At 64.9% G+C, this 22,513-nt stretch carries 23 protein-coding genes; 17 read left to right on the plus strand and 6 right to left on the minus strand.

Annotated elements, in window-relative coordinates; translation table 11 throughout:
• Positions 1-93 precede the first annotated feature (93 nt).
• From KM031_RS18765 to KM031_RS18795, 7 genes are all read left to right on the plus strand, one after another.
• Positions 94-1,080, plus strand: a complete 987-nt coding sequence (locus KM031_RS18765) for a thiamine pyrophosphate-dependent dehydrogenase E1 component subunit alpha (protein WP_246567110.1) — start codon at positions 94-96, stop codon at positions 1,078-1,080.
• Between the two features lie 27 nt (positions 1,081-1,107).
• The gene (locus KM031_RS18770; RefSeq protein WP_215505677.1) at positions 1,108-2,127 is read left to right on the plus strand and encodes an alpha-ketoacid dehydrogenase subunit beta; all 1,020 of its coding nucleotides are present in this window, start codon (positions 1,108-1,110) and stop codon (positions 2,125-2,127) included.
• 69 nt (positions 2,128-2,196) lie between these two features.
• Entirely contained in the window at positions 2,197-2,430 is a 234-nt protein-coding gene (locus tag KM031_RS18775) for a biotin/lipoyl-containing protein (protein ID WP_215505678.1), read from the plus strand.
• Positions 2,427-3,119: a 2-oxo acid dehydrogenase subunit E2 gene (locus KM031_RS18780; RefSeq protein ID WP_215505679.1), complete on the plus strand. Its 693-nt coding sequence runs from the start codon at positions 2,427-2,429 to the stop codon at positions 3,117-3,119. Before KM031_RS18775 ends, KM031_RS18780 begins: the two co-directional genes overlap by 4 nt.
• A complete protein-coding gene (locus KM031_RS18785) occupies positions 3,116-3,817 on the plus strand; it encodes a lipoate--protein ligase family protein (protein WP_215505680.1) in 702 nt (233 codons plus the stop codon). Before KM031_RS18780 ends, KM031_RS18785 begins: the two co-directional genes overlap by 4 nt.
• Positions 3,818-3,891: 74 nt before the next feature.
• A complete protein-coding gene (locus tag KM031_RS18790) occupies positions 3,892-4,479 on the plus strand; it encodes a gluconate 2-dehydrogenase subunit 3 family protein (RefSeq protein WP_215505681.1) in 588 nt (195 codons plus the stop codon).
• 11 nt (positions 4,480-4,490) lie between these two features.
• Positions 4,491-6,068 (plus strand): GMC family oxidoreductase, encoded by a 1,578-nt coding sequence (locus tag KM031_RS18795; RefSeq protein WP_215505682.1) that lies wholly within the window; start codon positions 4,491-4,493, stop codon positions 6,066-6,068.
• 17 nt (positions 6,069-6,085) lie between these two features.
• Here KM031_RS18795 and KM031_RS18800 read toward each other — a convergent pair whose 3' ends face one another.
• Both KM031_RS18800 and KM031_RS18805 read right to left on the minus strand, forming a co-directional pair.
• Positions 6,086-7,855 carry a sigma-54-dependent Fis family transcriptional regulator gene (locus tag KM031_RS18800; RefSeq protein WP_215505683.1) on the minus strand — a complete coding sequence of 590 codons (1,770 nt, stop codon included), beginning with the start codon at positions 7,853-7,855 and terminating at the stop codon, positions 6,086-6,088.
• 110 nt (positions 7,856-7,965) lie between these two features.
• On the minus strand, positions 7,966-9,252 hold the full coding sequence (locus KM031_RS18805; protein WP_215505684.1) for an RNA polymerase factor sigma-54: 1,287 nt from the start codon (positions 9,250-9,252) through the stop codon (positions 7,966-7,968).
• Between the two features lie 86 nt (positions 9,253-9,338).
• Between KM031_RS18805 and KM031_RS18810 the strand changes: the two genes are divergently transcribed.
• A complete protein-coding gene (locus KM031_RS18810) occupies positions 9,339-10,304 on the plus strand; it encodes a hypothetical protein (protein WP_215505685.1) in 966 nt (321 codons plus the stop codon).
• Between the two features lie 6 nt (positions 10,305-10,310).
• Here KM031_RS18810 and KM031_RS18815 read toward each other — a convergent pair whose 3' ends face one another.
• Genes KM031_RS18815 through KM031_RS18825 form a run of 3 tightly spaced genes read right to left on the minus strand, consistent with a single transcriptional unit; the run spans position 10,311 to position 11,943 of the window.
• Complete coding sequence (locus KM031_RS18815) at positions 10,311-10,493, minus strand: hypothetical protein (protein ID WP_215505686.1); 183 nt, start codon at positions 10,491-10,493, stop codon at positions 10,311-10,313.
• Between the two features lie 23 nt (positions 10,494-10,516).
• Positions 10,517-11,647 carry a WD40 repeat domain-containing protein gene (locus KM031_RS18820; protein WP_215505687.1) on the minus strand — a complete coding sequence of 377 codons (1,131 nt, stop codon included), beginning with the start codon at positions 11,645-11,647 and terminating at the stop codon, positions 10,517-10,519.
• Positions 11,648-11,661: 14 nt separating this feature from the next.
• Positions 11,662-11,943 carry a hypothetical protein gene (locus KM031_RS18825; protein WP_215505688.1) on the minus strand — a complete coding sequence of 94 codons (282 nt, stop codon included), beginning with the start codon at positions 11,941-11,943 and terminating at the stop codon, positions 11,662-11,664.
• Positions 11,944-11,978: 35 nt separating this feature from the next.
• Here KM031_RS18825 and KM031_RS18830 point away from each other — a divergent pair, with 35 nt between their 5' ends.
• On the plus strand, positions 11,979-12,254 hold the full coding sequence (locus KM031_RS18830) for a hypothetical protein (protein ID WP_215505689.1): 276 nt from the start codon (positions 11,979-11,981) through the stop codon (positions 12,252-12,254).
• Positions 12,255-12,262: 8 nt separating this feature from the next.
• Here the strand turns inward: KM031_RS18830 and KM031_RS18835 are convergent, their stop codons facing one another.
• A complete protein-coding gene (locus KM031_RS18835; protein WP_215505690.1) occupies positions 12,263-12,709 on the minus strand; it encodes a hypothetical protein in 447 nt (148 codons plus the stop codon).
• A gap of 760 nt (positions 12,710-13,469) precedes the next feature.
• On the opposite strand from KM031_RS18835, the gene KM031_RS18840 reads away from it, so the two are divergent.
• The 8 genes from KM031_RS18840 to KM031_RS18875 all read left to right on the plus strand — a co-directional run bounded on the left by KM031_RS18840 (position 13,470) and on the right by KM031_RS18875 (position 22,506).
• On the plus strand, positions 13,470-15,137 hold the full coding sequence (locus KM031_RS18840; protein WP_215505691.1) for an aromatic/alkene/methane monooxygenase hydroxylase/oxygenase subunit alpha: 1,668 nt from the start codon (positions 13,470-13,472) through the stop codon (positions 15,135-15,137).
• Positions 15,138-15,239: 102 nt separating this feature from the next.
• Positions 15,240-16,298, plus strand: coding sequence for an NADH:ubiquinone reductase (Na(+)-transporting) subunit F (locus KM031_RS18845; RefSeq protein ID WP_215505692.1), 1,059 nt, complete (start codon positions 15,240-15,242; stop codon positions 16,296-16,298).
• Positions 16,299-16,352: 54 nt separating this feature from the next.
• Positions 16,353-17,411, plus strand: coding sequence for an aromatic/alkene monooxygenase hydroxylase subunit beta (locus tag KM031_RS18850; RefSeq protein ID WP_215505693.1), 1,059 nt, complete (start codon positions 16,353-16,355; stop codon positions 17,409-17,411).
• A gap of 12 nt (positions 17,412-17,423) precedes the next feature.
• Complete coding sequence (locus KM031_RS18855) at positions 17,424-17,795, plus strand: MmoB/DmpM family protein (protein WP_215505694.1); 372 nt, start codon at positions 17,424-17,426, stop codon at positions 17,793-17,795.
• 58 nt (positions 17,796-17,853) lie between these two features.
• Positions 17,854-18,933 carry an NAD(P)-dependent alcohol dehydrogenase gene (locus KM031_RS18860; RefSeq protein ID WP_215505695.1) on the plus strand — a complete coding sequence of 360 codons (1,080 nt, stop codon included), beginning with the start codon at positions 17,854-17,856 and terminating at the stop codon, positions 18,931-18,933.
• Positions 18,934-18,969: 36 nt separating this feature from the next.
• On the plus strand, positions 18,970-19,992 hold the full coding sequence (locus KM031_RS18865) for an amidohydrolase family protein (RefSeq protein ID WP_215505696.1): 1,023 nt from the start codon (positions 18,970-18,972) through the stop codon (positions 19,990-19,992).
• A gap of 5 nt (positions 19,993-19,997) precedes the next feature.
• The gene (locus KM031_RS18870) at positions 19,998-20,801 is read left to right on the plus strand and encodes an iron-sulfur cluster assembly protein (protein WP_215505697.1); all 804 of its coding nucleotides are present in this window, start codon (positions 19,998-20,000) and stop codon (positions 20,799-20,801) included.
• 70 nt (positions 20,802-20,871) lie between these two features.
• Positions 20,872-22,506: a molecular chaperone GroEL gene (locus KM031_RS18875; protein WP_215505698.1), complete on the plus strand. Its 1,635-nt coding sequence runs from the start codon at positions 20,872-20,874 to the stop codon at positions 22,504-22,506.
• The last annotated feature ends 7 nt before the right edge of the window (positions 22,507-22,513 follow it).

Raw genomic sequence — 22,513 nt, forward strand, 5'->3', positions numbered from 1 at the left:
CCGGCCCGATCTTCCACATTGCCGGATCCTCTCTGACGCGGCCCTGTAAGGCCACGGGTGGCCCAAAGTGGCCACATTCGAGGGAGGACGACAATGCAACCCACCAAGGACAGCCTCGGCTGGATGTACCGGCATATGGTCATCAGCCGCCGCTTCGAGAAAACGATCGAGAAGATCTATCTCGAAGGCAAGACCCCCGTCTTCAACATGGCCAATGGCCCGATCCCCGGCGAGATGCACCTGTCTGACGGGCAAGAGCCGGTCGCCGTCGGCGTCTGTGCGCATCTGACCGCAGAGGATGTGGTGACGGCCACGCATCGCCCGCATCATCAGGCCATCGCCAAGGGCGTCGATCTGCGCCGCATGGCCGCCGAGATCTTCGGCAAGGCCACGGGCCTGTCGGGCGGGCGCGGCGGGCATATGCACATCTTCGACGCCGATGTGAACTTTGCCTGTTCGGGCATCATTGCGCAGGGCATGGGGCCTGCGGTTGGCGCGGCGCTGTCGCGCAAGATCCAGGGGAAGACCGGAGTTGCCGTCGCCTTCATCGGCGAAGGGGCCGCCAATCAGGGCGCGTTTCACGAAGCGATGAATCTGGCCGCCGTATGGAACCTGCCGTTCATCTGCGTGATCGAAGACAATGCATGGGGCATCTCTGTCTCCAAACGCGCCTCGACCGCGGTGGAGCGCAACCATGTGCGCGCCGCTGCCTATGGCATTCCGGGGCATTATGTCGAAGGCAACGACCCTTGGAAAATCTACGAGGTGGCGGGCGAGGCGATTGCGCGGGCGCGGCGGGGCGAAGGCCCGACCCTGATCGAGGTGGAGACCTTCCGTCTGGCCGGGCATTTCATGGGCGATGCCGAAGGCTATCGTCCGAAGGGCGAAAAGGACGGGCTGTTTGCCCGTGACCCGATCCCCGCGATGCGGGCGCGACTGCTGGCCGAAGGCCATGCCACCGCCGCCGAGCTGGACCGGATCGAGGCCGAAGCCGAAGCCACCGTCGAGGATGCAATCCGCTTTGCCCGCGACAGCGCCGATCCCCGCCCCGAAGACGCGCTGACCAGCGTTTTCGCCTGACGCCAGACATGATCTCGGGAGGATCACATGCAACAGACCAATGAACGCAAACTGACCATCGCCCGCGCCATGGCCGAGGCCATGGCACAGGAAATGCGCCTCGACCCGCGCGTTTTCGTGATGGGCGAGGACATCGCCGCCCTGGGCGGGGTGTTCGGCAATACCCGCGGCCTGCTGGACGAATTCGGCGCAGACCGGGTGCGCGACACGCCGATTTCGGAGACCGGCTTCATCGGCGCGGCGGTGGGGGCCGCGCAGGACGGCATGCGCCCGGTGGTGGAGCTGATGTTCGTCGATTTCTTCGGCGTCTGCTTTGATGCCATCTACAACCTGATGGCGAAGAACATCTATTTTTCGGGTGGCAGCTTCAAGGTGCCGATGGTGCTGATGACCTCGACCGGCGGCGGCTATTCGGATGCGGGGCAACATTCGCAATGTCTGTATGGCAGCTTTGCGCATCTGCCCGGCATGAAGGTGGTGGCCCCCTCCAACGCCTATGATGCCAAGGGCCTGATGACGGCGGCGCTGCGCGATGACAGCCCGGTGATCTATATGTATCACAAGGGCTTGCAGGGCATGGGCTGGCTGGGCACCGAAGCCGCCGCCACCGTGCATGTGCCCGAGGACAGCTATACGCTGGAGATCGGCAAGGCGCGGGTGGTGCGTGAGGGGCGCGATGTCTCCATCGTCAGCATCGGCATGGGGGTGCATCACGCGCTGAAGGCCGCAGCACGATTGGAGGCCGATGGCGTCAGCGCCGAGGTGGTCGACCTGCGCTCGCTCGTGCCGCTGGACCGCGAGACGATCCGGGCCTCGGTCGCCAAGACCGGACGGCTGATCGTGGTGGACGAGGATTACATGAGCTACGGCCTGTCGGGCGAAATCATCGCCACGGTCACGGAACATGATATTTCCGGGCTGAAAGCGGCCCCCAAGCGCATCGCCTACCCGGATGTGCCGATCCCGTTTGCCCGTGGGATGGAACAGTTCTGCCTGCCCAATCCCGACAAGATCATCGGGGCCTGGCGCGCGATGCACGCGGCCTGACCCGGCTTTCCCAACTCCCTACACCAGAACGGGCGGCCCGCTGCCGCCCGCCAGAAAAGGACATTCCAGATGACAACCAATATCACCATTCCGACCGATCTGTGGGACGAAGACCAGGAGGCGGTCATCACCTCCTGGCTGGTCAGCGCCGGATCCCGCGTGGCCGAAGGCGCGCTGCTGGCCGAGATCATGACCGCCAAGGTGCAATATGAAATCCTCGCCACCGCGTCGGGCACGCTGGTGATCCTGAAAGAACAGGACGAGGTGGTCGCCAAGGGCGATGTGATCGGGCAGATCACATGACGGCGGCGCTGCCTTCCGATCCGCAGATCGTGCCGCTGCGCGGTGTGCGCGGCATGATTGCCGACAAGATGGTGCAAAGCCTGCATGAGGCAGCACAGCTGACCCACCATGCGGCGGCCGATGTGACAGCGCTGCTGGCCGCCAAAACCGATCTGGCGGCGCAGGGGATCAAGGCCTCGGTCGAGGATCTGCTGATGCTGGTGGTGGTGCGGGTGTTGCAAGCCCACCCCGGCCTGAATGGCCGGGTGCAGGGGCGCGAAGTGCATCTTGCCCCGGCGGTCGACCTGTCGGTCGCCATCGCACTGCCCGGCAACTTGCTGGTGGCGCCGGCGATCTTCGGGGCCGACAGGCTGGATCTGGCCGGGCTGCGCGCGGCGCGGCAGGATCTGGCGGCGCGGGCGCGGATCAACAAACTGAGCGTCGCCGAGATGACGGGCGGCAGTTTCTGCATCTCCAACCTCGGGCTGACGCGGGTGGAACAGTTTACCCCGATCCTGAACACGCCGCAGATCGGGATTCTGGGCATCGGCTGCATCACCGACCGGGCGGTGCGGACTGCGGAGGGCGGCATGGCCTTGCGCCCCTATGCGGGCCTGTCGCTGACCTTCGATCACCGCGCGGTTGACGGGGCGCCTGCCGCCGCCTTTCTGACCGATCTCTGCACCGCCATTGAAAGCTTTGTGCCATGACTGGGCCGCTGCTGCGCTGTGCCGATGTGGCCGAGGGGCTGGCGGCAGAGGCGGCGCTGCTGGCGGCGGGGCAGGCGGGCGTCTGTCTCTGGACTGCCGCGCAACGTGGTCTCGTGCTGCCTGCCAGCACCGCGCGTCAGACCGGCTTTGCGGCGGCGGCAGCGGCCAGTGCGGCGCGGGGCTGGCCGCTGCATACACGGCCCAGCGGCGGCGGCACCGTGCCGCAGGGGCCGGGTGTGCTGAACCTCGCGCTGGTCTTTTCGGCCCCGGCGGGGTTCGGCATCGCGGATGGCTATCGTCTGCTCTGCGCACCGCTGGTCGCCAGCCTTGCCACGCTTGGCCTTGCCGCGACACCCGCGCCGGTGCCGGGGGCGTTCTGTGACGGCCTGTGGAACCTTGCCCTGCGCGGGCGCAAGATCGTGGGCACCGCGCAGCGCTGGCGCGCCACGGCGCAGGGGCCGCTGGTGCTGGCCCATGCGCTTGTGTTGCTGTCGGGTGATCCGGCCCCGGCCTGTCGCGCCATTGCCGCCCTGCACCGCAATCTGGGCGACGGTTTCGCCCCCGATCCGGCGCTGCATACAACGCTGGCCGCCGAAAGCCGCAGTGTGGATGCCGCCGCCTTTGCCCGGCAGCTGCACCTTCACGCCAGCCGCGAACTGGCGGCCCTGACCCGGGACGGATGGCCCTGCGCCGCCTGATCCCGCTGCGGGGCGTGGAGGCCCCGCCCTGCGATCAACCAAGGCAAACCACAAAAAAACCAAGGGAGGATACCATGTTACACTTTCTCACCCGTCGGCGGCCTGCGCCGCGCGCCAAGGCCCGGCTCAGCCGCCGGGGCTTTCTGCTCAGTTCGGCCTTGGCCAGCGTTGCCGTGGCCAGCCTCGGTCACGGCACAGCCTGGGCCGGACCGGCGCTTGGCCCCGATGCGGCGGCGACGCTGCTGCGCATGACGCAGGACATCTATCCGCACCCGACATTGGTGGAGCCGGAGCATTATCAGGCGATTGCGGATGCACTGATGACCGAGGCCGAAACGGATGCCGAGGTCAAGACCCTGCTGGCCGACGGGCTGACGGCGCTGGATGCGCAGGCGACGGCGCTGCATGGCAGCGCGTTTGCGGCGGTGGCGGATGCCGATGCGCGCGAGGCGCTGCTGCGTGCGGTGCAGCACGGTGCGTTTTTCCAGAAGATCCGCTGGGCCACCTACTTTGGCATCTATGACAACAAGGCGCTCTGGGCCCGGTTCAACTATGAGGGCTCTTCCTGGGAGGAAGGCGGCTATGCCGACCGGGGCTTCAGCGACATCACCTGGGTGCCACAGGGCCCCTCCGAGGCGGACCGCCTCGCTGCCGTGCAATAAGGGGGCCGCAGATGACACAATTCGATCTGAACGATGACAGCCTTGTCGTGATCGTCGGTTCTGGGGCCGGGGGTGGAACCTTGGCCAATGAGCTGGCTCAGAAGGGCATCAAATCCGTCGTGCTGGAAGCGGGTAAACCCTATACGCAGGACGATATCGAAAACGATGAATGGGGGATGTTCAACAAGATCTCCTGGCTGGACAAACGCATCTCGGCGGGCGGCTGGCATCATGCGGTCAACCATCCGGGCCTTCCGGCCTGGATCGTGAAAGGGTATGGCGGATCGACGATCCATTGGGCGGGCGTTGCGCTGCGGTTCAAGGAATACGAGTTCAAGACCCGCAGCACCTATGGTGACATGGCCGATGCCAATCTGGAGGATTGGCCGCTGTCGCTGGCCGAGCTTACGCCCTATTACGAACGGGCCGAGCTGAAGATGGGTGTCACGGGCAAGACCACCGGGATGCCGCATCTGCCGTGGAACAACGGGTTCCGGGTGCTGGCCGAAGGCGCGCGGCGCACCGGGCGCAGCAATATCGCCTCTGGCCCGATGGCGATCAATTCGGTGGATCGGGACGGGCGACCGGCCTGCCAGCAGATTGGCTTCTGCATGCAGGGCTGCAAGGTCGGGGCGAAATGGTCCACCATGTACACCGAATTGCCGCGCGCGGTGGAGACGGGCAATTGCGAGATCCGCACCGATTGCATGGTGCTGAAGATCGAGCATGACGCGCAGGGCAGGGCAAGCGGCGTGCTCTATGCCGATGCGGCGGGCAATCAGCATCTGCAAAAGGCGCGGGTGGTCTGTGTGGCGGGCAATTCGATCGAAAGCCCGCGGCTTCTGCTCAATTCCGCGTCGTCGTTGTTCCCCGATGGTCTGGCGAACAGCTCCGGTCAGGTGGGGCGCAATTACATGTGCCACACAACGGCGGGTGTCTATGCGGCGATGCCCGAAAAGGTGCGCATGTATCGCGGCACCTCGGTTGCCGGGATCGTGGCCGACGAGGTGCGCGATGATCCGACGCGCGGCTTCCGGGGCGGCTATCACCTGGAATTCCTGTCGCTGGGCCTGCCGTTCCTCGCGGCCTTCCTCGAGCCGGGCAATACCGGCTGGGGCCGCCGCACCGCCGAGGCGATGGAGCAATATGGCAATATGTCGGGCGTCTGGGTCTGTGGCGAGGATATGGCGCGGGCCGACAACCGCATCACCCTGCACGCGACGGAACGCGACCAATATGGCCTGCCGGTGCCGGTGGTGACCAAGACACCCCACAACAACGATCATGCGATGACGGCAGATGCCTGCAATGTCACCGGCGAGATCTATGATGCGGTGGGGGCCAAGGCGATCTACAACCTGCCCGCCTACCCGGCCAGCCACAACATGGGCACCAACCGCATGTCAGCCGATCCCACGCGGGGTGTGGTGAATGCGCAGGGGCAATCGCATGATGTGGCCAATCTGTTCGTGTCGGATGGCAGCCAGTTCACCTCCAGCTCGGCGGCGAACCCGACGCTGACCATCGTGGCACTGGCAATCCGGCAGGCCGAAAGCATCGCGGCCAAGATGACCGCGCGCGAGATCTGAGCCCCGGCCCGGTCCCGTCAGCGGGGCCGGGCCAAACCTTCTGCGGCGATGCGGCGGTTGATGGTGGCGCGGCTGATGCCCATGATCTGCGCGGCTTTGGTGACGTTCCACCCCGCGCTATCCAACGCATCACGCAGGCTGATTTCAGGCGGGGGTGCATCCGTTGGGCAGCGGTGCAGCCGCGCGGGCAGATCGGCGGCGGTGATACGCTGCCCATTGCCGCAGACCAGCGCCTCGGCCAGAACCGAGGCCAGTTCGCGCAGATTTCCCGGCCAGTCATGGGCGTGCAGCAGGGCCTCGGTCTCGGGCGACAGGCTGATGTCAGGCGGGCGGTGCTGATCCAGCAGAGCGGATATCACCTTTGACAGATCGCGATCGCGCAGATTGGGCAGGCGGATCACCGCCTTGCCCAGAAGATGCAGCAGATCGGGGCGCAACCCACCCGTGGCCAGCTCCTGCCAGTCGCCGCGCACGGTGGACAGGATCACCACGCCCTGTGCCGCGGTCTGGCCGGGCCGCACCTCCAGCTGGCCTGCCCGCTCCAGCCCGGTCAGGAACTGCGCCAGTTCGGCCTGATGTTCGGCAGGCAGGGCCGCGACGTTTTCCAGCCACAGCACCGGACGGCAGCCATCATCCGGGGCGGCGCTGAGGCGGCGGGCCTGATCCAGCGCGCTGCGCAGGGCCGCCGCCTGTGCCGGATTGGCCGCCAGACCATCGCAATCCATGGCCAGCATCACGCCTTTCTGCCGCCCCAGATCTTCCAGCAGCCCTTCGGCGAACTGGCTTTTGCCGGTGCCACTGTCGCCGCAGATCAGCAGCGGGCTGCCATGCGCCACCAGTTTGCGCGCGCGGTCGATCAGCAGTGCCATGTCCGGCCCCTGTGCGGCCAGACGGCGCAGCCCGGCCCCGAGGCCACGCGTGCCGCCACCTGCCGGGCGCTGTGCAGCACGTGGCGATTGGGGCAGACGCAGATGCAGCACCGGATCGGGATTGCGCGGCAAGGCTTCAAGATCCAGATCGAACAGCGCCTCAAGCCGCTGGCCGATCAGGGTTTCAGGCGCGCGCGCCCCCATCAGATGCGCGGCAAAAGCCGTCACGCCGACAATGCGTTTGGCATCGTCCAGCGCCACCAGCGCATTGGGCCTCAGAGTGCCACCCCCCGCCGGATCGCTGATCCGCACCTTCAGATGCGGCGCATGGTGGCGGTGGAACAACCGGGCCTGAAGCCGGTCCGCCGCGAGCGACAGCGCGTGTTGGGCAAAGACATAGTCAAAGGCATTGCGCCGGTCGGTTGTCACCAGCGTCAGCGCGCCGATCACACTGCTTTCGGCATCCAGACAGGGCACCGATGTGCAGGCGAAAGGCCGGAAACAGCTGTGAAAATGGTCATCGCCGCGCACGGTGAAGGCCCCGCCTTCGCCCATCGCCATCGAAATGCCGTTGGTGCCTGCGATCTTTTCATCCCAGCAACTGCCCATGGCGATGCCATAGGTTGCATAATCCGCCACTGTGCCGGTGCGGCTGCGCAGATCGACCAGCACCCGGTCGCGGTCCGTCACCACAAGGCAGCTTCCCGCCCGCATCGCCAGATCGGCCAGATGGTCCAGATCCTGCACGCAGCCGCCGATCCGCTCGCGGAAGGCCTGCGACCGGGGCGACAGTTCTGACATCTGCAAGCGCAGCACCGGGCGGCGGGTCGAGGGCAGCAGCCCATGCTGATGGCTGCACCGCTCCCACGAGTCGCGGATGGACTGGCTGTGCCGTTCGGCGTTCCTGATCCCGACCAACTGCGCCTCCCCGCGCTTGAATCGAAAGGGCGCTATACGCTCTTTGCCCGAGCTTACAGCATTGTGACGGCGCGCGGCACAGGACGATGGTCGCAGCTCCGGCCTTTCAGCTAGGCCTCGGCCGTGGCCGCGCGCGGGCGGCGGCGCGACAGCATCGGCGGGATGCCCAGCTCGTGTCGGAACTTCGCCACCGTGCGCCGGGCCAGCGGTTTGCCCTCGCGCCACAGTGCCGTGGCCAGCGCCGCATCGCTGAGCGGGGCCGCCGGATTTTCGCCCGCGATGATCTGGCGCAGACGGTGGCGGATGGCGGCAGACGAGGGCGCCAGATCCAGATGACGGGCGGCCAGCGGGGCGGCATCGAAAAAGCTGCACAGGCTGCGCATCCCATGCGGGGTTGCCACCAGCAGATGCCGCGATACCCGGCTGATGGTGCTGTCATGCAGCGACAAGGCTGCCGCCACTTCGGCCTGCCGCAGCGCAATCAGGCTGCCCGGACCCTGATCCAGAAACCCCTGCTGCCGCCGCAAAACTTCGGTTGCAACGGCCAGCACGGTGCGGTTGCGCCGCTCCAGCACATTGGCCAGCCATTCCGCCTCGGCGCGGGCGGCGCGCAGCTTTGCATCCGGTGCCGGGCTGCGCGGCGGCAACAGGATGGCGGGCAAGGTGCTGCGGTTCAGATCGACGCGCCAGCCCTCTGGCGCTTGCGTCACGATCAGATCCGGCTCGCGCAGCGGCGGGGCATCATTGCCGAACGCTGCCCCCGGTTTGGGGTTCATCCGGCGGATCTGGCCAAGGCAAAGCTGCACCTCTTCGGGGCGCAGCCCGGCGGCCTCGGCCACCGCCCGCAAGCCGCCCGTCGCCAACAGCGGCAGACGCGCCAGAACCGCCAGCATTGCGGGCGAAAGCTGCCCCCGGTCTTCGGCCTGCAAGGCCAGACATTCGCGCAGATCGCGGGCAAAGAGGCCGGCCGGCTCCACCTGTTGCAACCGCGCCAGCAGCGCGCGTGCCTCGGGCAGGCTGCGCCCCGCGGCCGTGGCGATCTCAGGCAGCGGACGGTCAAGCCAGCCATTCGCATCCAGCGCTTCGATGAAAGCCATCGCCAGGGTCAGGCTGGCGGAATCGGAAATCATCAGCCGGATCTGGCGCAGCACATGATCCTGAAGGCCGGGGGCCGATTGCGGCTGTTCGGCCTCCGCGCCGCCCGGCTCTGTCATCACCGACGGCCCGCCGCGCAGCCGCAACATCGGGTTGACCTCGGCCCGGCGTTGCAGATGCACCATCAGGCCATCATTGGTCAGGTGCAACAACGCGATGGCCTGCAACTGCCGGGCCGACAGATGCTGGCGCAGCCCCTGAGTCTGCCGGGCGGCAAGGCTGTGGCGCGGGGATTGGGTCATGCCGGTCCGCCCCCGGTGTCACAAAGCCATTGCACTGAGGACGCGGCTCGAGTCTGATCCGGGCAGTGCAGCGAAAGGATCCTGCGATGCGCAGCGGCACCAGCCCGGACACCCATTACCGCGCCCTCAGCCCCCGGCTTGCCGCCAAGCTGCGGCTGGTCTGGTCGGCGCGCGGGCATGATCTGGACCGGATCTGGGGCGATTGCATGGCCACGGTGCCGGGTATCACCCCGCTGCCGGATCCCCGCCCGGCAGAGCGGACGGCCAGCCCCGGCACGCCATCGCCCGACACGGCGGCGCATGACCAGCTGTGTCTGTTCGATCAGACCCTGATCTGGGCCATGGCGCTGCGCACGGCGGCCCGGGTCGGGGCGGGGCTGGACGGGCTGGCGCTGATCCCCGCACAGGTCGCGGCGCTGGAGGCGCTGACTTCGCGGCTGGTCGATACGCTGTCGGGGCTGCGGATGCTGGTGCTGGCCGGGCTGCCCATCCCGGCGCTGCAACTGGCGCGCTCGGTATCGGAGGATGTCGATATGGTGCTGGCGCTGTTGCTGCGGCGCAAACTGGCGCAGCAGTTCATTGCCTGCACCTGCGCCGAAGAGGCCAACAGCTTTTGGCGGCGGCATATCGCGGGTGGGCGGGCGTTCCGTCTGGTGGCGGAAAAGCTTTATGAGGTCGGGCTCGACCATTCGGATCAGAGCGATTACGGGCGCTGGCGGCGCGGCGTGCTGACGCTGCTGGGCAGTGCGGTGCACAGCTCGGCGCTTGGCTTGCGGGCCGGGGATGCCGCAGCCCCCTGGCCGCAGAACGCCGCGCTGCGCGATTGCCTCGCCTTCGTCACCCATCGGATGCAGGAATTCTGTGCCTGGTCGCATGTGCTGGATACCGGATTGCAGGGGGATCTGGCGCGCATCCGCCTTGCCCGCGCGGCGGGGATGCCGCCACGCGAGGCGCGGTTGCTCGGCTTCGCCGATGGCGGGGCCGAGATCCTGCTGGATCAGATGCGCTGGATGCTGGCAGAGCCGGACCTGCCCGAAGACGCCCGGCGCTAGCCCCGCCTAGTGCGGCGGTTTGGCGGCGCTGATCTTGTTGTCGGCAATCCAGCGCGCGGCAAGAACCAGCGTGCCCATGGCAAAATCCTTGCCATGCGCGCCGATCATTTCCTGCGACACTTCGGCAATCCGGGTGAAAAACGCATCCTTGCTGCGGTCTTCGGCGGTCAGGTCTGTGGTCTGGGTCATGGCTTTATCTCCGAAAAGTGGGGTCATTTGAACAGATGCGGGGGGAAGGTGACGATTGCGGCGTCGCCCGCCGCCGTGCCAAGCGCAAGATGCGTGCCATTGGCCGACCAGCACAGGGCGGTGACGGGGCTGCCGCAGGCATGGCGCAGCAGCATTTCATCGGGCTGGCCGATCTGTGCCACGACCACCGCGCCATCCGCACTTCCGGCGGCAACCAGAGGGCGGTCGGGATGGGCGGCAACCGTCTCGATCAGCACCAGACCGGGGCGGCCATTGCGCAGCGCACCGGTGGCATCGCTGGTGAAGGGCGCATCCTGCAACGACCAGCCCGCAATGCGGAACGCGCCCGAGGCGAAAACCGCGCCCGACGGCGCGCTGAAGCTGGTCGATCCGGGCGGGGCGCGAAAATTGCCGATCTGGGCAATGTGATGGCTGTTGCGCTGCATCAGCCAGAGGCCACCGCTGCGGGTCGCCCCGCCCAGCCAGCCGCCATCCGTAGCAATCGCCATCGCGCCCTCGGCCTGCACCGGATGCCGTTCGGGCGGGCTGCCTGGACGCCACAACAACAGGCCCTGTTCACTGGCAATTGCCAACTCGCCATCCGGCAGGAAGTGCAGCCCATCGGCACGGCAGCGGGCGGGCAGGGACTGGAACGGCACAAGATCCGTTTCATCATAGAGCGTGACGCCGGTTTCCTGCGCAATGGCAAAGCGCCCCTGCCCATCGGTGGCCAGCGCCGAGACCGGCTGTGTGCCTTTCAGCAGGCGCAACACCTGACCCCGCGGGGTCACGCGGAAGATCTGGCCAAACCGGCCTGCGACCAGAAAGCCATGGCTGTTGGAGGCGACGATCCGGGCCGGGCCATCCTCCAGCGCCTCGGTCAGGGCCAGCGGCGGCAGTGCCTTGTCGCGTGGGCGGATGGTGGTGCGTCCGGTGTCCACCTCTTGCCGGATGCGCTTTTCGGGTGGCTCTGCATCGGCCAGGGCTGCCAGCGCGATCCGGCCATCGGCCAACGCAAAGGCCACTGTGGCCCCGGCGCGATCAAAACACAGCGATGTCACGGCCGCGCCCGGCGTCCAGCTGCGCGCCAGCAATTCAAACAGCGCGGGCTGGACCGAGGCGGCGTCGGGGCGGGGCAGGGTGGTCTGATCCATGGGGGATGGCTCCTTCAAAGCAGGGTTTCAAGGTCGCGCGACACCGCGCCCAGTCGCTGTTCAAGCTCGGCAATGCGCAGGGCGCAGGCTTCGGCCAGGGCGGCCACGCGGGCCTCTTCCACCTCGGCTTCGGCCAGGGCGGCGCTGGGGCCGGATTCGGCCATCTGGCGGGCAAAGGCCGCGGCGGCGCAATGTTGCAGCAGGCGGTGATATTCGCCGGTCAGCGCCGACAGGGCCGCGGTGGTATCAAATTGTGCAGTCAGCAGGGCTTGCATTCCCGTGGTTCCTTTTGTCATGGTCCCTCCATTCCCCCGCCATACCGGAGCTTGCGATGATGCCTTTCGCCTTTGATGCCCGCTTCCTTGCTGCGCTGGCGGCCCAGGCCGAAGCCGCACTCGGGGCCGATCATCCGATGGTCCGCGCCGCCGCCATGGCCGCCGAAAGCCCCGGCCCTCAGCAGGCCGCAGTCCTGCAAAGCGCGCTGGATGGCCTGTCGAACCCCATGCGCGACGCGGTGATGCAGGCCACCCACCGCCAGTTGCGCGAGGATCTGGGTGCGATCTGGGCGCAGCTGCCCGGAGCCGCACAATCCGGCGGGATGCACTAAGCACCGCATCACGGGCCACCCCGGATGGCGGCTTCGTCGGCCAGAAGCTGCGCCACAACGCGGGAGATTCCGGCGGAAAACCGCGCCTCGGCCATGTCGATATGGCTGGCCAGCGCATCCCAGATATCCACTCGCATCAGGGTTTCGGCATCGCCGGTGAGGGTTTCGATCTCGCGCAGGTGAAATTGCCGCGCGAGAGAGACGCCGGTGAACACGAAGTCGCGCAGCTCAACCGCATGGCTGTCGATGAAAAAGGGCAGCAGCGGATGGCTCTCCACCGTGACACCCGCCCCAGCCAACGCCTGTTCCAGAAAGGCGCGAAAATGGCTGTGCAGCAGTTCCTGGCTTTGCCCCAGAAACTTCATGGTGAAGATGAGATCCAGCGGAGCACGCGCCACGACCTGCTCTGCGATCTGGCGGGACGGTGGCTGCGGCAGGGGGATCGGGTCTGGCATGGCTTCGGCCTTTGGCTGACAGGCCGGTGCAGCCCGGCGTTCCGGTATTCTACCATTCCCCGGACGCCCAAAGAAGCAGCTAAATCCTCGTAAGATGCTGAATTTTAATGTGAAATTATAAAACCATCGCAACAGATGTAACGTTTTGCAACAGCCCGTCGTTACACCTGTTGCCAAGGATTACATGCCGCGCTGCCGCGTGGATTTGTCGCAGCGCAGCATGATCCACCCGCCGCGAATCGTGCCGGAGCGGCGGCTTTGAGGCCACGTTACAGCCCGATGTTTCAACTTTGCCCTGTTTTGGAACAGCGCATCGTTACAGGTGTAACCTTTCGTCACAGCAGCCCCCGCGCCGGGCGCGCCACAGGCTGAACCGCCCCACTGCGGCGGCTGAAAATTATTTACCGATATAATTCAACGCCTTGATTTGTTTCTTGCACGAATGCCGCAAAAAACATCGCCCCCGCCGCGCCGTTGGCATGGCCCGTGCTTGTATCCCCGGCAGAAGAGGCCGCGCTCCGATGCAGGGCGCCGCGCAAGAACGAAGGAGGGGAGGCGTTATGAGAATGACCACCGGAGCAGGGATGCAGCACGCATGTCGGTTCGGGGCGGCTTTTGCATTCTCTGCCCCCATGAACCTTTGCCGTGACCCGAAGACCCGGCCCGCCCCTGCGGTCGCCGGACCATCCCCGGACGGGCGCGCCCCGTTCACCGGCACCGGGCAGCCGCCCGTGCCGTCCACCACAAGGAGGCTCATGGCATGACGTCTTTGACGCTCAACAAGATCACGTCGCAGCGCGGTATTTCCGTTGGCGAAGCGACGAAGAAGATCTCGGATCTCGGCTGGAACCCGACCTATGTTCAGGAAGCGGCAACCTTCCCGACCGATTACAAGATCAACAAAGCCCCGCGCGACCCGATGAAACAGGTGCTGCGCTCCTACTTCCCGATGCAGGAAGAAAAGGACAACCGGGTTTATGGCGCGCTCGACGCCGCGCTGCGTGGTGACATGTTCCGCAATGTGCAGCCGCGCTGGGTGGAATGGATGAAGCTGTTTCTGGCGATCATCCCCTTCCCGGAAATCTCGGCGGCACGGTCGATGGCCATGGTGGCCCGCATCGCGCCCGGCGAAGACCTGCGCACTGGCTTTACCATGCAGATGGTCGACGAATTCCGCCACTCCACCATTCAGATGAACCTGAAGAAGTGGTACATGGAAAACTACATCGACCCGGCCGGTTTCGACATTACCGAAGAAGCGTTCGGAAAATGTTATGCCACCACCATCGGTCGCCAGTTCGGTGAAGGCTTCATCACCGGCGACGTGATGACCTCGGCCTGCATGTATCTGACCGTGGTTGCCGAAACCGCATTCACCAACACCCTGTTCGTGGCCATGCCGTCGGAAGCCGCCCGCAATGGTGACTATGCGCTGCCGACCGTGTTCCTGTCGGTGCAGTCGGATGAATCGCGCCACATCGGCAATGGCCACTCGCTGCTGATGGCCGCGCTGAAAGAGCCGGAGAACCACCAGCTGCTGGAGCGCGACCTGCGTTATGCGTTCTGGCAGAACCACGCCATCGTTGATGCGGCCATCGGCACGCTGATCGAATACGGCACCACCAACCGCGACAAGGAGAAAGAATCCTACGCGGAAATGTGGCACCGCTGGATCTTCGAGGACTACTACCGCACCTATATGCTGCCGCTGGAAAAATACGGCATCAAGGTGCACCACGACGATGTGCAGGAAGCCTGGAACCGCATCACCAAGAAAAACTACGTCCACAAGGTCGCGCAGTTCTTTGCCGTGGGCTGGCCGGTGAACTTCTGGCGGATCGAGGCGCAGACCGACAAGGACTTTGAATGGTTTGAGCACAAGTATCCGGGCTGGCACGCCGAATTCGGCGAGTTCTGGGCCTGGTATGCCAAGCTGTCGAAGCCCGGCCAGAAGGTCATCACCTTCAACGAGGAAGTCGGCTACGTCTATCCGCATCGCTGCTGGTCCTGCCTCGTGCCCTGCCTCATTCGCGAGGACATGGTGACGGACACGATCGACGGCCAGCTGCACACCTTCGCCCATGAACTGGACCGCTGGACCGCCGTCGAGGCCTTCTCGGACGAATACCAGGGCCGTCCGACCCCGGCGATGGGCAAGTTCTCGGGCAAGCGCGAATGGGAAACGCTGTATCACGGCTGGGATCTGGCCGATGCGATCAAGGATCTGAACTTTGTCCGTGAAGACGGCAAGACTCTGGTCCCGCAGCCGCATCTGCGCTTTGACAACAAGGACATGTGGACGCTGGACGATGTGAAAGGCCACACCCTGATGTCGCCGCTGACGCTGCTGCGCGAAATGTCGCCCGAGGCGCGCGAGGCGCATCTGGCCCAGTATCGCAAGGGCTTCACCATCAATCCCTGCAACTGATCACCACCGCGGGGGCCGCATGTCCGGCCCCCGCACCCAGAACAGAAACGATGAAGGGGCGGCCAAAGGTCGCCGGACTGACGGCAAGGGAGGCCGGACAGAATGGGCGAGGTTTACAACGTAAGGCTGGAGCCTGTGGGCGTGGAATTCGAGGTGAACGAGAATGAGACCGTTCTCGATGCCGCGTTCCGCCAGGGCATCTCGCTGCCGCATGGCTGCAAGGAGGGCCAGTGTTCGGCCTGCAAATGCGTACTTCTCGATGGTGAGGTCGAGATGCTGAAATATTCCACCTTCGCGCTGAACGAAAGCGACCGCGATGGCGGGCAGATCCTGATGTGCCGGGCGCTGCCCTATGACAATCTGACGATAGACCTGCTGAACTATGACGAAGAGGTTCTGTCGAAATCGATCCCGGTCAAGCAATTCGAGGGCCGGATCACCGATTTCCAAAAGCTGACGCATGATATTCGCGGCGTGCAGATCGAACTGGATGCACCGCTGAAATTCTGGGCGGGCCAGTATGTCGACATCACAGTCACCACGGAAGAAGGGGAGACGATCACGCGTTCGTTCTCCATGGCAAATCCGCCGAGCGAAACCCAAAACCTCAGCTTCATCATCAAGAAATACCCCGACGGAAAATTCTCCAACCAGCTCGACAGCGGCGGAATCCGGGCCGGAGCCTCCGTCCGGGTCAGCGGGCCCTTCGGGATGTGCTTCCGGCGGGAAAACCGGGAAGGGCCGGTGATCCTGGTCGGCGCGGGGTCGGGCATGTCGCCGGTCTGGTCGATCCTTCAGGATCAGGTGGCCAGCGGCGAGACACGCGAGGTGCTGTTCTTCTATGGCGCCCGCAGTGAAGCCGACCTGTTCCATCTGGCAGAGATCGGCAGCCTGACGGCGGCCCATCCCGAGGTCACGTTCATCCCGGTCCTGTCACATGCGGCAGAGGATTCCGGCTGGGAGGGCGAGCGCGGCTTTGTCCATGAGGCGGTATCGCGCCGCCTGAAGGCGCAGGGGCTGGCGGGGCAGGGCGATGTCTATGCCTGCGGACCGCCGCCGATGATCGACGCGCTGCAACCCACGCTTTTCATGCTCGATTTCGACAGCGAGCGGATTTTCTTCGACCGTTTCACCACGACGTCCGGTTCATCGGGCCACTAAGGCCGGCCCGATCGCTCGTCCGGGAAACGGACATAACCACAGGGAGAGAGAGACATGACAGCAACGTCCACGCCGGTTCGATCGGGTGCCGCAGGCGCCGCGATCTTTGCCGGATCCACCAGCCGCAAATACAACTACTTCGAGCCGCGCGGCAAACGCGCCACCCATTACGAAGACGTGACGGTGGATGTGCAGCCCGATCCCGAACGCTATCTGATCCAGGACTGGATCATCAGCTTCGGCAACGGCAAGGGGGCCTATACCAAGGACAATACCCGCGCGCTGTCGTCAAACTGGCACGCGTTCCGCGCCCCGGATCAGGAATGGGAGCGGACCCATTACCAGCGGCAGGCCAAGATCGAGAACATGGTCCAGTCGGTCATCAACAATGCCCGCAAGGCCGGGGCGCATCTGGTGTTCGACAAGGCCTGGCAGCGGATCCTGCAAGTGCATCTGGGCGCTTGGAAACATGCGGAATTCGGCCTTGGCACCTCGCTCATGCAGGCGCAGCGCTATGGCTATACCCAGATGATCAACAACGCCACGCTGACCAATTCGTCCTACAAGATGCGGCTGGCGCAGGACATCACGCTGTATCTGGCCGAAATCGGCATGGATATCGAAGGCTGGGATGACGAGGCCGGCAAACGCGCCTGGCTGGAGGATCCGATCTGGCAACCGACCCGCCACGCCATCGAGGCGATCATGGGGACCGAGGATTATCTGGAACAGTATTTCGCCATCAACATCATCTTCGAACCGATGGTGGGCGAGCTGTTCCGGTCGGGCTTCCTGATGCAGGCAGCGGCGGCGAACAGCGATTTCATCACCCCGCCGGTGATTTCGGCCGCCGAGGCCGATTACGAGCGCAATCTCGCGAACACCATCGACCTCATGTATCTGATGGTCAACGACGCCCAGCACGGCGCGCACAACCGCAGCCTGCTTCAGTCCTGGGTCAAGAAACATGGTGATCTGGCCGCCAAGGCCGCGAGCGCCCTGCAACCCATCTGGTCGCAACCCCATTCCAAGCCCGTGTCCTTCGAGGATGCCCGCGCCGTCTCGCAAGAGCGTGTGGGCCAGATCCTTGGCGAACTCGGCCTGGGCCGTTGAAAGGAACTCAGAATGTCCACCACTGCGCGTGACAGCACGAAAAGCAACATCTTCAAGTCGATGAAGGACATCGACCTGAGCAGCCGCGAGATCTCGCATGAATGCGGGGTCACCATGAATGACTCGGTCGAGGCCCGCGCCATCGCCGAATACATGGACCAGGACCCGAAGGTGACGGTGACCTACAACCCGGCCACCATCCGCATCGACGGCGAAGGCAAGCTGATCTTCAAGATGGATGACATCAGCGAATATCTGGGCCGCGACATGACGGCCGAGATCTTCGAGGTCAACACCTCCACCCACTATGGCCGGATGGTGCGGATCGACGACAACACCGTGATCCTGTTCGGCAATATGGACGAAGTGTTCGAATACATCTGATCGCACCGACCAGAGGGCGCGCGGCGCGCGCCCTTTTTGAACAGGTTTGGAGGACCATATGGCTAGCATGATGAAAGCCGCGATTTTCGTGGAAAAGGGTCGCATCGTTCTGGATGACAAACGCATCCCGGATGTCGGCCCGAATGATGCGCTGATGCGCGTGACCACCACCACGATCTGCGGCACGGATGTGCATATCCTGAAAGGGGAATATCCGGTCGAGAAGGGTCTGGTCATCGGCCACGAGCCGGTCGGCGTGATCGAAAAGCTCGGTTCTGCCGTGACGGGTTTCTATGAAGGCCAGCGCGTGATCGCGGGGGCAATCACCCCCTCGGGCTGGAGCAATGCCTGCCTCTGCGGCTATTGCTCGCAGGATGGTGCGGGCACCAAACATGGCTGGAAGCCGATTGGCGGCTGGAAGTTCGGCAATACCATTGATGGCTGTCAGGCCGAATATGTGCTGGTGCCCGATGCCATGGCAAACCTTGCCCCGATTGCCGACGGCCTGACCGACGAAGAGGTGCTGATGTGCCCCGACATCATGTCGACCGGCTTTGCCGGGGCCGAAAACGGCGGCATCAAGATCGGTGACACGGTGGCAATCTTTGCGCAGGGGCCGATCGGGCTGTGCGCGACCGCCGGCGCCCGCCTTATGGGGGCCAGCCGGATCATCGCGGTGGATACCGTGCCCGCCCGCCTGGCCATGGCCAAACGCATGGGCGCCGATGAGGTGATCGACTTCAAGGCCTCCAACAATCCGGTCGATGCGATCATGGATCTGACGGATGGGCGCGGGGTCGATGTCGCCATCGAGGCACTTGGTCTGCAATCCACCTTCGAGGCCGCGCTGCGCGTGCTGCGCCCCGGCGGCACCCTGTCGAGCCTTGGCGTCTATTCGACCGACCTGCGCATTCCGCTGGATGCCTATGCGGCGGGCCTTGGCGAAAAAACCATCCGTTCGGCCCTGTGCCCCGGTGGCAAGGAACGGATGCGCCGGATGATGAACATCGTCCGGGCGGGCCGTGTCGACCTCAAGGGGCTGGTGACGCATCGCTTCACCCTCGACCAGATCGAGGATGCCTATGACCTTTTCGCAAATCAGCGCGACGGTGTTCTGAAAGTGGCCATCACCACCTGACGCCGCGCCAAACCACCATCACCCAGGGAGGACAAGATGTTCAAGACACCCGACGGCAAGGAAATTTTCGTTCTGGATTGCCACACCCATTTCTGGGACGGCAGCCCCGAAAACCAGCGCAATGTGCATGGCAAACAGTTTGTCGAATGTTTTTACGCCTATCACACCAACCTCAGCCCCAAGGAAGAGCTGTGGGAGAAATCGCGCTTCGAGAAATACTCCGAAGACGATATCTACCGCGATCTGTTCGTGGATGGCCCGGATGACATGGCCATCGTGCAGACCACCGTTCTGAAGGATTTCTACAAGAACGGCTTCGGCTGCATCGAACGCTCCACCCAGATGGCAAAACGCCATCCGGGGCGCTTCATCGTCAACGGATCCTTTGATCCGCGCGATGGCGAAAAGGCGCTGGAATACATCCACTACATGAAGGAAACCTACGACATTCAGGGGGTGAAAATGTACACCGCCGAATGGAACGGCTCTTCCAAAGGCTGGAAACTGACCGACCCCGACGCCTATCGCTGCTTTGAGCTGTGCGAAAAGCTGGGTATCAAGAACATCCATGTGCACAAGGGCCCGACGATCATCCCGCTGTCGAAGGATGCGTTCAACGTGGGCGACGTGGATGATGCCGCCACCGATTTCCAGAACCTGAACTGGATCGTCGAGCATTGCGGCCTGCCGCGTCTGGACGATTTCTGCTGGATCGCGACGCAGGAAACCAATGTCTATGGCGGGCTGGCTGTGGCGCTGCCCTTCATTCACACCCGCCCGCGCTATTTTGCCGAGGTGATTGCAGAGCTTCTGTTCTGGATCGGTCCGGAAAAGATCCTGTTCGGCTCTGACTACGCGATCTGGACGCCGAAATGGCTGGTCGAGAAGTTCTGGAACTTCGAACTGCCCGAAGACATCGCGGCAGAGCGCGGGGTGCAGCTGACGCCCGAGGTCAAGGAAAAGATCCTGGGGCTGAATGCGGCGCGGCTTTACGGGATCGACGTGGCGGCCAAGCGCAACGAGCTTGCGCAATCGCCCGTCCGTATCGCGGCGGAGTGAGCGCGATGGCCGTGCAGATCCACGGCGCGCAGGCCCGGGACGTGTGGCGGCGGCTCTCTGCCGTCACCGACCCCGAGCTGGACGAGCCGATCACCGACATGGGCTTTGTCGAACGGCTGGACATCGTGGCCGGGTCGGAGGTCGAGATCGACTTCCGCCTGCCAACCTATTGGTGTTCGCCGAACTTCGCCTTTCTGATGGCCGATGGTATCCGCCGGGCCGCCTTGTCTCTGCCCTGGGTGCGGCGGGCCACGGTGCGCCTGCAGGACCATTGTTTTGCCGATCAGGTCAATGCAGGCGTCAATGGCGCGCAGGATTTCGAGGCGATTTTCGCCGAGATGAGCGATGGCAGCAGTCTGGGCGAGGTGCGCGAAAAGTTCCGCGAGAAGGCGTTCCAGCGGCGGCAGGAGGCCGTGTTGCTGGGCTTGCGCGCCGTCGGCATGACGCCGGGCCGCATCACCGCGATGACCTTGCAGGATTTCGACAGCATCGGTTTGCTGCGCGCGCCCGAAGCGGCGGCGCAAAAGCCGCGCTACCGCGAAATCCTGATCGAGGAAGGGCTGGCCTGCCTGCCCGATGATCCGGTGTTCGTGACCTGGCAGGGCGAGCGCATCGCCGCCTCGGCCCTGGCCGATCACATGACAACGCTGCGCGCGGTGCGCATCAACATGGAGTTCAACGGCGCGCTGTGCCGCGGGCTTCAGGCCGCGCGCTACAAGGAAGTCGATCTGAGCAGCGGCGAGCCAGAGCTGATCGACTTCATTCTGGGCCGGGTTCCACCCGCCGGGCAGCACGCCCCGTCGGGCTGAGGCCGGATCGAACACCCACCATCACGACAATAAAACCGGGGCCAGGGGCCGCCGGTTCAGGGAGGATCATATGCCGAACATGCTACTTCACAGCGGCGAAGCCCGCCGCGCACTGGCCCGGGGCGTTGCCCGTCTGGCCGCGGCCGTCGAACCCACGCTTGGCCCCAAGGGCATGAATGCGATGATCGACCGCCCGGTCGGCACGCCGCTGGTGACCCGCGATGGCGTGTCCATCGCCACCGAGATCGAACTGCCCGACCGTTTTGAAAACATGGGCGCGCAGGTCGTGCGCGAAGTGTCGATGCAGACCAACGAGGTGGCGGGCGACGGCACCACCACCGCCATCGTGCTGGCCAATGCGATGATCCAGCAGGGCGTGGTGCAGGCCGAACGCGGTGCGCGGGCGGTCGATCTGTGCCGGGGTATCGAACTTGCCGTGGAAACCGTGGTAGCCGCGCTGAAAAAAAGTGCCGTGCCTGCCAAGGGCAACCCGCGCATCCTGTCGGCAGTTGCCAATATCGCCGCCACCGACGCTCGGCTGGGCGCCATCGTGGCCGAGGCGCATGAACGTGTGGGCGCGGATGGCATCATCACCGCCGATTTTTCGGTGACGGTGGAAACCCATCTGGAAGTCGTCGAAGGCATGTCGTTCGAGCGCGGTTATATCTCGCATCACATGGTCACCGATCAGGACGAGATGGAGGTGCATCTGGACCGTCCGCTGATCCTGCTGACGGATCAGAAGATCCTTGACCCTTCGGCGCTGGATGCCGCCCGCGCGATTGCCGATGCCGAGGGCCGTCCGCTGCTGATCGTGGCCGAAGAAATCGCCCCCGAAGTGGTGGTGACATTGCTGGAGGCCGCGAAGCCCGGCAAATACCTGATCGTGCATCCGCCGGAATATGGCCATTGGCGCCGGGCGCAGATGGATGATCTGGCCATCCTGACCGGCGGGCAGGTGCTGGCCCGTGATCTGGGCCGCAAGGTCGAGGCGGTGACCCGCGCGCAGCTGGGTGCGGCACGTTCGGTCCGCGCCTCGGCCAATCAGACGACGGTGATCAAGGGCGAGGGCGATCCCGCCGCCATTGTCGCCCGTCGGGCGCAGGTGCAGCGGCAGTATGACATCGCGCCGCCCAATATCGAACAGGACAAGCTGCGCGAACGGCTGGCGAAACTGTCGGGTGGCACGGCGGTGATCCATGCGGGGGGCCTGACGCCCGTCGAACAGAAGCGCAAGATCCAGCTGATCGAGGATTCGCTGCACGCGATCCGCGCCGCTGTCGAGGAAGGCGTGGTTGCCGGTGGCGGCTCGGCGTTGGCACATGTCGCACCCGAGCTGGAACCTCTGGCCGCCGGGCTGAGCGGCGATGTGGCGGCGGGCGTCGATCTGGTGCGCGCCGTGCTGACCCGGCCGCTGGCGCGCATTGCGATCAATGCGGGCTGTGATCCGAATTCGGTGATTGCCGAGGTCATCCGCTCTGGCCCCGGTTATGGCTTCGATGCGGCGCAGGGCACTTTCCGCGACATGATCGAGGCGGGCATCGTCGATCCGGTGCGCGTCACCTGTTCCGCGCTTGGCAATGCCGCCTCGGTCGCCGCGCTGATCCTGACCACCGAAACGCTGATCGGCCATAGCGAGGAATATGTGGATCCGACCGCAGGGGCCGCCCTTGGCGGCGGCGCGGAACGGCTGGGCCGCCCGTGACACAGCG

This window comes from Gemmobacter fulvus (assembly GCF_018798885.1).
Lineage (GTDB): Bacteria > Pseudomonadota > Alphaproteobacteria > Rhodobacterales > Rhodobacteraceae > Gemmobacter > Gemmobacter fulvus.